The following is a 12,222-nucleotide window of genomic DNA, read 5'->3' as shown; positions in this document are numbered from 1 at the left end:
TGCTTACGCCACCAGCGTGGGCGTCTTGCGCACCAGGTCGGACACTTGGCCGTCGATGATGTGGACGTTGCGCTGGGTGCGGGTGGCCAGTTCCGGGTCGTGGGTGACCATCAGGATGGTGGTGCCTTCGGCGTTGATCTCTTCCAGCAGTTCCATCACGCCGCGCGCCATCTGGGTGTCCAGGTTACCGGTCGGTTCGTCCGCCAGCAGCAGCTTGGGCGAGCCGGCCAGCGCGCGCGCGATCGCCACGCGCTGCTGCTGGCCGCCGGAGAGTTCGGCCGGGTAGTGCTTCATGCGCGAGGCCAGGCCCACTTTCGCCAGCGCATCCTCGATGCGCTCCTTGCGCTCGGCCGCATTGAAGCCGCGGTAGCGCAGCGGGACGTCGACGTTGTCGAACAGGTTCAGGTCGGGGATCAGGTTGAAGCCCTGGAAGATGAAGCCCAGCTTCTCGTTGCGCAGGCGCGAACGGGCATTGTCGTCCAGGCCTTTCACGTTGACGCCATCGAGGACGTATTCGCCGTCGGTGAAGTCTTCCAGCAGACCGGCGATGTTGAGGAAGCTGGTCTTGCCCGAGCCCGAAGGCCCGGTCACGGTGACGAATTCACCCTGGTTGACGGTGATCTCGAAACCGCGCAGCGCGTGCGTCTCGATCATGTGGGTGCGGTAGACCTTGGAGAGGTTTTTCATGCGCAGCATGGTGAGTCCTTTCGGTTTCGTACGAGTTATTTGTTGATCGAGACCCGCTGGGCGTTCTCGAAGGCGTCGGTACCGGCGATGACGATCTTGTCGCCCTGCTTGGCGCCGGACAGGATTTCGACGGCGGAGATGGAGGTGGCGCCGATCTTCACCGGGGTGCGCACGGCCACGCCGTCGTGTACCACGTAGGCGTAGCGTCCACCTTCGCTTTCGACGAACGGGCCGCGGGCGACCATCAGCACGTTCGGCTTCTCTTCGATCAGCAGGCGGGCAGTTACGCGCTGGCTCTGGCGCAGGCCCGGCGGCTGCTGGCCTTCGAAGCGGGCGCGCGCCAGCACCTGGTTCTTGACCACTTCCGGCGACAGGGCCGAGAGCTTGGCCATGGCGGTGGTACCGTTGAAATTCACTTCCACGTTCATGCCGATTCCCAGGTCAGACACGTAGGTCTCCGGCACTTCCAGTTCCACTTCGAGACGGGACAGGTCGATCAGCGTCATCAGCGGGCCGTTGGCCTGCACCACGCTGCGGTTCTGCACATTCAGTGTGCCGATCAGGCCATTCACCGGAGCGCGCACGGTCAGCTCGTCGACGCGGCGCTGGGCGTTGGCGAGGCTGAGCTTCTGGCGTTCCAGCTGGTTGATCTTGGACTTCAGTTCGAGGGCCACGTCGTCTTTTTCCAGGGCGGCGGCGGAGGCGGCATGCTTGGCCTTGATCTCGGCGGAATTGAGCGCGTCCTTGGCTTTCTGGAAATCGATCTTGGCGATGATGCCCTCGTTGGCCACGCCCTGGTAGCGCTCCAGCGTGCGCTGGGCGGACAGCCGCTCGATTTCAGCGACGTCCGCCTCGCGCTGGGCCAGCAGCTTCTGCTTGCGGGCGAGGATTTCCTGACGCGCGACTTCGGCCACCAGCTGGTCGTAGGTCGATTGTTCGCGCTTCAAGGCATCGGTAAGGTCTGGCGATTCCACGATCGCCAGTACGTCACCTTTCTGGACCGTGTCGCCGGCCTGCACCTTGAGGGTGACGGGGCCGGCGGCCGTGGAAAACATGGTGGGCGAGACGGCGGCGACGATGCGGCCGTTCACCTGGGCGTCGCGCACCAGCGTGCCGCGCCCGACTTCCGCGATGCGGATGCGGGCGGCGCTGACCGAGCCCTCGCTGCTGCGCCAGGTCCCGAACAGGGTGGCGGCGGCGACGATGGCGATGGCGGCGCCGCCGATCCAGGCGGCCTTCTTCTTGTACTGGTGGGCCGGATGCGCGGCGATGACGGCATCCTGGGCTGAGGTATCGCGAATCATGGTTAGGCTCTGTGCAAATGACGAGTCCCTGCAATGCAGGAAGCGTGCCATGAGCTAACTCATTGATTCATAAGCCATGCATACGTGTCCGCGCCGTCCGCGCCCCACCGTACGGACACCCGGGCGGACAGCGGCGCCAGCCAGCGCGACCGTGACTAGGGCGGCAAGCGTCGACGGTGTGACGGTCGCCGCTCCGGAGCCGGTTGCGCCAGGTGCGAAGCCCTGTACTCGCAACTTCCGGGGCGGGCTTGAAAAACTCATCAGTGCCGCAAACTGGTGAGCATTTCAATAACGGCCGCGGCCGACCTGCGATGCCCCATCCCCTGTCGTTCCTGTCCACCCGCGCGGCCAAGGCCGTGCGCGGCCTGCTCGATGTGCCGGACCATGCCCCTTCGGACTACCCGTTCGCTCCCAGCGACATCGCCGCCTTGCACCGCGCCACACTGGCCGGTGGCGCGCAGGTGGACGAGCAGACCTGGCAGGACCTGATGCTGCCGGACTGCCTGGAGCGGATCGCTCCCGGCGCGCGCACCAGCCTGTTCGGCCGCCAGTGGCTGTACCGCGCGCTGCGCCGGCAGGACGGTCGCGAGCGCGGCCTGTATGCGGATGCGCGGGCGCTGAACGGGGACCCCACGGAGCGTGAACGGCAGCGGGCCGCACTGTCCTGCCTGCGCAGCGCCGATATCGAAGTCTACGAGCGCATCGCGGAGGACGGGCCGCCCCCCGTGCTGCCGTGGGCGCGGTGGGTGCCGGTGCCGCCCTGGCTGCTGCTGGTGTCGCTGGCGTCCGCACCGTGGTTTCCGGTGGCCTGGCTGGGCGTGTTCGTGGCGCTGGTCGCCCTGATGTGGTTCAACGTAGCGCAGCACAGCACCATCGAACTGGCGCGCCGCCGCGGCCACGCGCTCGCCATGCTGTTGCGGGCGAAGGTCCGGCTCGATGGCGACAAGGAGGCCGCAGCGCTCAACCGCGCCCTGTCGCCCGGGGTGCTGGACCTGGCACCAATGACCAAGGACTACCGCGAGTGGGTGCTGCTGGCGAAGGTGAAGCACTACCTGCGCTGGCGCCGGCGCGTGCATGACAACCGCGCCGTGCTGCGGGCCGCCTACAACCGCTGTGCGCGTGCCGAGGCGGTGCTGGCGCTGGCGCTGTACATCGAAGGCGAACGTACCTGCGCGGCGCAAGAGGGGGAGCTGCAACTCGACGCAGTGCGCCACCCGCTGCTGGCGGCGGGGCTGCCGGTGTCGCTGGCGCTGCACGGCAAGGGCATGTTCATCTCGGGCCGCAACGGGGAGGGCAAGAGCACCCTGCTGCGCACCGTGGGGCTGAACGTCGCACTGGCGCGGGGCCTGGGCTTCTGCCACGCGGACGCCGCGCGCGTGCCTGCGCTGCCGGTGTATGCGAGCCTGCGCAACGACGATTCCCTGCTCGATGGCGAAAGCCTGTACGTGGCCGAACTGCGGCGCGCCCGCGAGCTGCTGGCCGCGCCGGCGGGGCTGTACCTGATCGACGAGATTTTCCGCGGGACGAACCACCTGGACTCGGTGTCGTCCGCCGCCGCGGTGCTCAACGAGCTGGCAGCGCGGGGGCCGGTGCTGGTCTCGTCCCACAACGTGATCCTGGCCGCGCTGATGCGGCACCGGCTCGATGCGGTGTGCGTGGAACGTGGCCGCGACACCGTGGAGCTGCGCCCCGGCGTGCTTACTGAGACCAACGGTGTGCCGCTGCTCGGCGCGGCGGGCCTGGGCGGCGCAGTGCTGGCCAATGCCCAGCGCGTGCAGGGCTGGCTGGCGCGCTACCTGGCCGATCCCGCGGAGGCGGAGCGGGTGCTGGCGCCGCCGGCCCAGCCGCTCGCGTCAACGCCGCTTACGGCTGCGCCGGCGGCACCGGCTTGATCCACGCGCGGCTGTTGGCCAGGTCCAGCGTCACCACGGCCTGGCGCAGCAGGATCATGCCGACGTTTCCGTCGATGATCATATCGGGCGTCATGCCCATCTCCGACTCCAGCGTGTAGCCGGGGGCCAGCTCCAGGCGCACCTTCTGCGGGCCTTCCTTGGCCGGATCGAGGTTGAAGAGGGACGCGAAGGGCTTGGACACCAGCACCACGCCGCCATTGCCGGAATCGAGCTCGAACCACACCAGGCCCTTGGGCGATTTCACGCCCAGTGACACGCTCAGGGTCCGCCCCTGCCACTCGCGCGCCACGCGCATCGGCACTTCGATGGCACCGGCGACGCGCTCGCGCAGGCTGTCGGGCGACTCCACGTACAGGTGCATGTGCGGCACGTCCAGGGTCACCACCTTGCCCTCGAAGAGGTCGAGCGCGAGGTTGCCGTCGATGGGCAGGGTGTTGTCCTTGGCGTAGAGCGGGGCCACGTCCATGACGCCCAGTCCGCGCGGCGTCCAGCTCCGGCCACCGAGGGTCACCGGCAGGCCCTCCAGCTGCGGAATGTCGAAGCGGTTGCGCGTCATTGAATACCCGCTCAGCATCCCCCACGGCTGCAGCCCCGCCTTCTGCGCCAGCTGCGGCGACACCAGGCTGATGCCGCCCGCACTGTCGAAGCCAAAGAAGCCCGGCTGGCCCGCCACCGTGGCATGCACTGCGATCGATTTGCGGTAGGGCTCCAGCTTGATGTCGAGTTCCGGCTGGGCCGCGTGTGCGAAGGCGGCGGTGCCGAGGCAGAGGCAAAGGGCGGCGAGGGCGGGGCGGATCATGCGGCGGGTCTCCATGGGCAAAAGAAGAACCGTAGCACCTGTGTATGTGCGCGGGGTGTCGTGAAATTGTCGCGCCATGCATATGCCGCGCGTGCAGCCGCACGGTAGAATCGGCGCCCATGACGGCAGTGATCAGCAGATGCGGGATGTACCGGTATCGCCTGGAGCGCGAGGTGCAGGCGCATGGGCTGGTGTTTGCCTATTTCGGCATCAACGGCTCGACCGCGACGGCGACCGAGGATGACCACACGGTACGCAAGTGGATCGGCTTCACGCAGCGCAACGACGGGCGGCGCTTCATCGTGGGGAATGCGTTCGCGTTCCGCGCGACCGACGTGGCGGAACTGGGCCGCGCGGACGATCCGGTGGGACCGTACAACGACCGCCACCTGCGCGCCATCATCGCGCACGCCGACGTGCTGGTGCCGTGCTGGGGCAGCCGCGCCAAGCTGCCGGTGCGCCTGCATGCGCGGCTCGATGCGCTGCGCGACCGGCTGCTCGCTTCCGGCAAGCCGGTGCGGGTGTTCGGGCTGGCGCAGTCGGGCGATCCGCTGCACCCGTTGATGCTCGGCTACGACACGCCGCTGGTGGACTGGCGCGGCTGAGGGCTAGCCGGGCGCCGCTTCAACAGCCATTGTGCCCACGCGCGGCACAGCGCGAACATCACCAGCAAGACCACTGCCCAGGCCACGTACACCACGGTGAGCGAAGGCTCGGAGCCGTTCGGCATGTGCGGCACGGCCTGGAAGAAGTTGGGCAGGTCGCCGTAGCGCAGCTGCGCATACACGCGCGAACTCGCGTGGATCAGCGCGATGTGGATCACGTAGAAGAACAGCGGGTGGCGGCCGAAGGTGAGCAGTGGCTCGAAGCTGCGCACCCGCTCGAAGGCGGCCAGCAGCAGGAGACCGATGCCGCCGGTGGCGCACAGGTAGAGCAGCGAGGGCGGATACTTCTGCACCTTCATGAAGGCCATCAGGTCGAACATCGTTCCGCGGCCGGGCGACGTCCATGGGTCCGGGTCGCCGTACACATTGGGCAGGCGCAGGATCACGAAGGCGGCCAGCAGCACCAGGCCCGTGCCCCACAGGATGCGCTGGCGGCGCTCGGGCGCAAGCTGGAACACGGGTCCGAAAGCGTAGCCCGCGGCGATCAGGCCGAGCCAGGGCATCAGCGGGTACATGAACATCACGCCGTAGCCACCGGCGACCGGCTGGAAGTTCTGCTCGTGCCAGGCGAACCACAGCGGCGAGGCGACGTGCACCTGATCCAGCAGGTTATGCGGCAGGATCAGCGCCGCCGCGACCAGCGCGATGGCCCAGCGGGGCAGCCACGCCAGGGCCGCGAGCACGATCATGCCCGCGCCGAGGGCCCACAGCACCTGCAGGATGGTGAACTGGTAATTGAGCTGCCACGAGAAGCTGATCCACGTGACCTCCAGCGCGATCAGCAGCAGGCCGCGGGTGACGAGGTAGCGCGAGAGATCCGGCAGCCCGGTCTTCTGCCCGCGCAGGAAAGCGGAGCTCCCGGCCAGGAAGACAAACACCGGCGCGCACAGGTGGGTGATCCAGCGGGTCCAGAACCAGCCCGGCGTGGTGGCCGCCAGGTCTTCCGCGATGAAGGGCGCGAAGCCGTAGAAGTCCCGCACATGGTCCAGCGCCATCAGCGCCACCACCAGCCCGCGCAGCATGTCGATTGAAACGATCCGTTTGCCTCCGTCCATGCTGCGCCTCCGTGCGGATTATTTGTCCTGCTTGAGTGGCTTGCCCTTGTCGATCACTTCGCGGCAGTCGCCTTTGAAGCTGGCGTTATCGTAATTGGTCCAGCCGTAGCTGTCGACATAGCGCTTGTGCGGCTTGAACTGCGGGTTCACGAAGCTCCAGTCGAGGCGCTCGGTGGGGTAGCGGATGTCGCCCATGTCCAGCAGGGTGTGGAACATGTTCTCGGTCGCGAGCCTGGACTTACGGTGCATGACCAGCTGCTCGACCTTGCCCGGATAGCGCTCCTTGAACTGCTCCGAGTACCAGACGAAGGCGGGCACGTGGAATTCGTACTGCGTGTTGTGGCCGTGGAAGGCGAGGTTGCAGCTGTTGTCGTACAGGGTCTGCCCGTGGTCGGACACGTACACCAGCGAGCTCAGTTCGTTGGCGTGCTTGAGCGTGTCGATCACGTTGGACAGGAACCAGTCCGTGTACAGGATCGCGTTGTCGTAGCTGTTGTTCAGCTGCGGCTTGATCTTGAGGTCCGTGTAGACCGGCTTGTCCACGCCGTACAGCGAGGGCTTCCATTTGTCGAATTCGGCCGGGTAGCGCTGGCTGTAGTTCCAGTGGCTGCCCAGCGAGTGCAGCACGATCAGCTTTTTCGGCGCGGGGTCGTTGAGCGCGATCTTGAGCGGGTCGAACAGCACCGAGTCGAAACTGGACGCATTGGTGAAGCCGCCCAGGTTCAGGAACTGGATCACGTCCGCCTCCTTGGCGAACACCGACACCGGCGTGTCGAACTGGCCGAACGAAATCTGGTTGGACAGCCAGAAGGTCTTGAACCCGGCTTCCTTGTAGGCGGTGAGGAAGGACTTTTCGGTGAAGCCGTCCTTCAGGCTTTGCATCGCGGGCTTGCGCGAGATGATGACCGGGACCGACAGGCGCGTGGCCGAGACCGAGGTCACCACATCGGGCAGCACCACCAGGTTCTCCTGCTGCTTGAGCAGCGGGTTGGTCTCACGCTCGTAGCCGTTCAGGCTCCAGCGGTCGTAGCGCGACGATTCGCCGATCACCAGCACCACCACTTCCGGCTTGGCGTCCTGGGTGGCCTGGTGCGCGCCGAACTTGAAGCTGGCGCTGCGCTGGTTCAGCTCCGCCAGGTACTTGCGCTCGTTATAGAAGTCCACGCCGCGCGCCATCAGGCCGAACGGCCAGGTCTGGGCAAACTCGTCGAAGTGGAAGGGCAGCTTGGCCCAGTGCGGCAGCTCGCGCCACTTGAGGCCCGTCTTGTGCACGCCGTCGACGGCTTCGTCGTCCGGATTGGTCTCTTCTTCCTCGTCGTCCTCTTCACTGGCCGCGCTCACCACGCTGCTGGCGGACGGAATCGGGGACGCCTTGGGCGGCACCGGCCGCTTGCCGGCCGCCTTGGTCAGGTGAATATTGGACGGCAGCGAGTGCGACACCGGCGAATCGGTGACGATGGAGGCCGACGCCACCACCGGCTCCACGTCCTTGGCTTGGATGCCGAATTCGTAGCCCCAGCCCAGCACGCCCGCACCCACGGCGAGCACCGCCAGCGCCACCCAGCGCGACATATCGGCCCAGTCCAGGTCGCGCGTTTTGAGCGCCACGCGGAAGGTCGTGCCAAACCATAGGATCACCGCCAGCAGCACCCCCGCCAGCAGCCACACCTTGGAGCCCATGAATTCCATGGCCTCCTTAGGGCTGGTCTCGGCGATGATGCCCAGGTGGTGAGTGGAGATGCCCTGGCCGTAGAACTTGAACAGGTACAGTTCGGTCGGCAGCGCCAGGAAGGCGGGCAGCAGCAGGATGTGGAACCAGGCCGGGCGCTTGAACACGGCCCAGGCCGCGATCCAGCCGATCACCTCGATGCCCAGCACCTGGTACGGGTGCTCGACCGGCTTGCCGAACAGGTTGCCGGCAAACGGCACGGCCGAAATCAGCACGTAGGTGACTAATAAATAGAGATTTGCGGGGCGCAGCAGGTGTCGCATGTGAAGCGGGAACAGGGGCGCCCGGGCGGCGCAAAGGGTCTATTATGTGCCTATTTTCCGCGCAGATACAGCATTTCCTTAGAGGAACCGTTGCAGCGCGTCGTCACTTTCACCCCAACGCCTGAGAGCGAAAGCGGTTGACCTGCGTCAGTCACCGGTCTATACTCGCGAGTTCTCGATTTTATTCTGCACATCGTTTACGCATCTTTGGCCGCTCATCTGCGTTGAGTGGCTGTCGGCGTCTCTGAAGTACAGTGGTCGGGACAAGGTTTTAGCCCCTGAACCCATAGGTAGATGGGTCCGGGATGTCAATGTAGCAGCACTTAGTTGGAAATAAAGATGCCAACCATCAATCAGCTGATCCGCAAGCCCCGCGTGGCTGCGATCGTGAAGAGCAAGTCGCCGGCACTTGAAAACTGCCCGCAAAAGCGTGGCGTGTGCACCCGCGTGTACACCACCACTCCGAAGAAGCCGAACTCGGCACTTCGTAAAGTCGCCAAAGTGCGCCTGACCAACGGTTTCGAAGTCATTTCGTACATCGGCGGTGAAGGCCACAACCTGCAGGAACACTCGGTCGTGCTGATCCGCGGCGGCCGTGTGAAGGACTTGCCGGGTGTGCGTTACCACATGGTCCGCGGCGCGCTGGATACCCAGGGCGTGAAAGACCGTAAGCAGGCTCGCTCCAAGTACGGTGCGAAGCGCGCTAAGCAGGCGAAGAAGTAATTTCGCTTTTAGCTTTTTAAGATTGAGTTGAGGCGGCCGCAAGGCCGAGTAAGTGTGAGGCCATGAGGGCCCACGCGGGTGCCAGCAAAGAGGCACTCAACTGAAGACAAGGAAGGAATTGAAATGCCACGTCGTCGTGAAGTCCCCAAGCGCGAGATTCTGCCGGATCCGAAATTCGGCAATACCGATGTCGCCAAGTTCGTCAACGTTCTGATGCTCGACGGTAAAAAGTCGACCGCGGAATCCATCATCTACGGTGCGTTCGATGTGATCAAGACCAAGTCGGGCAAGGACCCGCTGGAAGTGTTCACCGCCGCCCTGAACAACTGCAAGCCGATGGTCGAGGTGAAATCCCGCCGCGTCGGTGGCGCCAACTACCAGGTGCCGGTGGAAGTTCGCCCGGTGCGCCGGATGGCTCTCTCCATGCGTTGGTTGCGCGAAGCCGCAAACAAGCGGAGCGAAAAGTCCATGCCGCTGCGCCTCGCCGGTGAGCTGATGGAAGCTGCGGAAATGCGTGGTGGCGCGATGAAGCGCCGCGACGAAGTCCACCGCATGGCAGAAGCGAACCGCGCGTTCTCGCACTTCCGCTTCTAAAGCACAGCAGTACCCGGCTATCCGCGTGGGTGGCCGGAATGACGTTCAGGCCGAGCACATTTTGCGTAACGCAGTGGTGCTCGGTTTTGTCCATTCAAAGATTTAGGATATTTTTATGGCACGCACTACCCCCATTGAGCGCTACCGTAACATCGGTATTTCCGCTCACATCGACGCCGGTAAAACGACCACCACCGAGCGTATCCTGTACTACACCGGTGTGAACCACAAGATCGGTGAAGTGCACGATGGCGCCGCCACCATGGACTGGATGGAGCAGGAGCAGGAGCGTGGCATCACGATCACCTCCGCCGCGACCACCTGCTTCTGGAAGGGCATGGCGAACAACTTCGAGCCGCACCGCTTCAACATCATCGATACCCCGGGCCACGTGGACTTCACCATCGAGGTGGAGCGTTCCATGCGCGTGCTGGACGGCGCCTGCATGGTCTACTGCGCCGTGGGTGGCGTGCAGCCGCAGTCGGAAACCGTGTGGCGCCAGGCGAACAAGTACAAGGTGCCGCGTCTCGCCTTCGTCAACAAGATGGACCGTACCGGCGCCAACTTCTTCAAGGTGTACGAGCAGATGCGCGCGCGCCTGAAGGCCAACCCGATCCCGCTGCAGATCCCGATCGGCGCGGAAGACAACTTCCAGGGCGTGGTTGACCTGGTCAAGATGCGCGCGATCTACTGGGACGACGCGTCCCAGGGCATGAAGTTCGACTACCGCGACATCCCGGCCGAACTGCAGGCGCAAGCCGAAGAATGGCGCGAGAAGCTGGTCGAGACCGCTGCTGAAGCGACCGAAGACCTGATGAACAAGTATCTCGAAGAGGGCGAACTGTCCGAAGAAGAGATCAAGAAGGCGCTGCGCACCCGTACCATCAACGGCGAAATCGTGCCGATGATGTGCGGCACCGCGTTCAAGAACAAGGGCGTGCAGGCCATGCTGGACGCGGTCATCGAGTACCTGCCGTCGCCGGTCGACATTCCGCCGGTCGCTGGTACCGACGAGGACGACCAGCCGGTCACCCGCCGTGCGTCGGACGACGAGAAGTTTGCCGCGCTGGCCTTCAAGATCATGACCGACCCGTTCGTGGGCCAGCTGATCTTCTTCCGCGTGTATTCGGGCGTCATCAACTCGGGCGACACCGTGTTCAACCCGATCAAGGGCAAGAAAGAACGCGTCGGCCGTATCCTGCAGATGCACGCCAACCAGCGTGAAGAGATCAAGGAAGTCCGCGCCGGCGACATCGCCGCTGCCGTGGGCCTGAAAGAAGCGACCACCGGTGAAACCCTGTGCGACCCGGCCGCTCCGATCATCCTGGAAAAGATGGTGTTCCCGGAGCCGGTGATCCAGCAGGCCGTCGAGCCGAAGACCAAGGCCGACCAGGAAAAAATGGGCCTGGCGCTGAACCGCCTGGCACAGGAAGACCCGTCGTTCCGCGTGCGCACCGACGAAGAGTCGGGCCAGACCATCATCGGTGGTATGGGCGAGCTGCACCTGGAGATCATCGTCGACCGCATGAAGCGTGAATTCGGCGTGGAAGCGACCGTCGGCAAGCCGCAGGTGGCCTACCGCGAGACCATCCGCAAGGCCGTCACCGACGTGGAAGGCAAGTTCGTCAAGCAGTCGGGCGGCCGCGGCCAGTACGGCCACGCAGTCCTGACCGTGGAACCGCAGGAGCCGGGCAAGGGCTTCGAGTTCGTCGACGCGATCAAGGGCGGCGTGGTGCCGCGCGAGTACATCCCGGCAGTGGAAAAGGGTGTGCGCGAGACGCTGACGACCGGTGTCCTGGCGGGCTACCCGGTGGTGGACGTGAAGGTCACCCTGACCTTCGGTTCCTACCACGACGTGGACTCGAATGAAAACGCGTTCCGCATGGCCGGTTCGATGGCATTCAAGGAAGGCTGCAAGCGCGCGTCGCCGGTCATCCTGGAGCCGATGATGGCCGTGGAAGTGGAAACGCCGGAAGACTACGCCGGTACCGTGATGGGCGACCTGTCGTCCCGCCGCGGTATGGTGCAGGGCATGGACGAAATCCCGGGTGGCGGCGGCAAGATCATCAAGGCCGAAGTGCCGCTGTCCGAGATGTTTGGTTACTCGACCTCGCTGCGTTCCGCAACGCAGGGCCGTGCGACCTACACCATGGAATTCAAGCACTATTCGGAAGCGCCGAAGCACGTCATCGACGCGATCGTGACCGCGAAGTCGAAGTAATACAGTTTGACATCCTTAGCCTCCGGGTCTTCCGGTCCGGAGGCAATCATTCAAGTAAATCGCTCTTTTAAGGAAGATTGAAATGGCAAAAGAAAAGTTCGAGCGGACTAAACCGCACGTCAACGTCGGCACCATCGGTCACGTCGACCACGGCAAGACCACCCTGACCGCTGCAATCGCAACCGTCCTGTCGAAGAAGTTCGGCGGCGAAGCGAAGGCCTACGACCAGATCGACGCGGCGCCGGAAGAAAAAGCACGCGGCATCACCA

11 protein-coding genes are annotated in these 12,222 nt (G+C 64.8%); 6 read left to right on the top strand and 5 right to left on the bottom strand.

What is annotated here, in order from left to right; all coding sequences use genetic code 11:
• Positions 1–3: 3 nt before the first annotated feature.
• Positions 4–696 carry an ABC transporter ATP-binding protein gene (locus E4L96_RS19445; RefSeq protein WP_135208872.1) on the bottom strand — a complete coding sequence of 231 codons (693 nt, stop codon included), beginning with the start codon at positions 694–696 and terminating at the stop codon, positions 4–6.
• A gap of 26 nt (positions 697–722) precedes the next feature.
• Positions 723–1,991, bottom strand: coding sequence for an efflux RND transporter periplasmic adaptor subunit (locus tag E4L96_RS19440; protein ID WP_135208871.1), 1,269 nt, complete (start codon positions 1,989–1,991; stop codon positions 723–725).
• A 311-nt stretch (positions 1,992–2,302) separates the two neighbouring features.
• Between E4L96_RS19440 and E4L96_RS19435 the strand changes: the two genes are divergently transcribed.
• Positions 2,303–3,883, top strand: a complete 1,581-nt coding sequence (locus E4L96_RS19435) for a MutS-related protein (RefSeq protein WP_135208870.1) — start codon at positions 2,303–2,305, stop codon at positions 3,881–3,883.
• Here E4L96_RS19435 and E4L96_RS19430 read toward each other — a convergent pair.
• Entirely contained in the window at positions 3,855–4,703 is an 849-nt protein-coding gene (locus tag E4L96_RS19430; RefSeq protein ID WP_135208869.1) for a hypothetical protein, read from the bottom strand. The genes E4L96_RS19435 and E4L96_RS19430 overlap by 29 nt on opposite strands.
• A gap of 119 nt (positions 4,704–4,822) precedes the next feature.
• Here E4L96_RS19430 and E4L96_RS19425 point away from each other — a divergent pair, with 119 nt between their 5' ends.
• The gene (locus E4L96_RS19425; protein WP_135208868.1) at positions 4,823–5,308 is read left to right on the top strand and encodes a DUF1643 domain-containing protein; all 486 of its coding nucleotides are present in this window, start codon (positions 4,823–4,825) and stop codon (positions 5,306–5,308) included.
• Here the strand turns inward: E4L96_RS19425 and E4L96_RS19420 are convergent.
• Both E4L96_RS19420 and E4L96_RS19415 read right to left on the bottom strand, forming a co-directional pair.
• Entirely contained in the window at positions 5,275–6,423 is a 1,149-nt protein-coding gene (locus E4L96_RS19420) for an acetyltransferase domain-containing protein (RefSeq protein WP_135208867.1), read from the bottom strand. The genes E4L96_RS19425 and E4L96_RS19420 overlap by 34 nt on opposite strands.
• Before the next feature lie 18 nt (positions 6,424–6,441).
• Complete coding sequence (locus tag E4L96_RS19415; protein ID WP_135208866.1) at positions 6,442–8,415, bottom strand: phosphoethanolamine transferase; 1,974 nt, start codon at positions 8,413–8,415, stop codon at positions 6,442–6,444.
• Between the two features lie 339 nt (positions 8,416–8,754).
• Here E4L96_RS19415 and rpsL point away from each other — a divergent pair, with 339 nt between their 5' ends.
• The 4 genes from rpsL to E4L96_RS19395 all read left to right on the top strand — a co-directional run.
• Positions 8,755–9,138 (top strand): 30S ribosomal protein S12, encoded by a 384-nt coding sequence (gene rpsL / locus E4L96_RS19410; protein WP_135208865.1) that lies wholly within the window; start codon positions 8,755–8,757, stop codon positions 9,136–9,138.
• 123 nt (positions 9,139–9,261) lie between these two features.
• On the top strand, positions 9,262–9,732 hold the full coding sequence (gene rpsG, locus E4L96_RS19405; protein WP_135208864.1) for a 30S ribosomal protein S7: 471 nt from the start codon (positions 9,262–9,264) through the stop codon (positions 9,730–9,732).
• A gap of 115 nt (positions 9,733–9,847) precedes the next feature.
• Complete coding sequence (gene fusA / locus E4L96_RS19400; RefSeq protein ID WP_135208863.1) at positions 9,848–11,953, top strand: elongation factor G; 2,106 nt, start codon at positions 9,848–9,850, stop codon at positions 11,951–11,953.
• A gap of 82 nt (positions 11,954–12,035) precedes the next feature.
• On the top strand, positions 12,036–12,222 hold a 187-nt coding region (locus E4L96_RS19395; RefSeq protein WP_072788221.1), incomplete at its 3' end, for a GTP-binding protein.

It is taken from the genome of Zemynaea arenosa (assembly GCF_004614185.1).
Lineage (GTDB): Bacteria > Pseudomonadota > Gammaproteobacteria > Burkholderiales > Burkholderiaceae_D > Telluria > Telluria arenosa.
The sequence above is the reverse complement of the archived record's forward strand: the minus strand, read 5'-3'. Positions and strand labels throughout refer to the sequence as shown.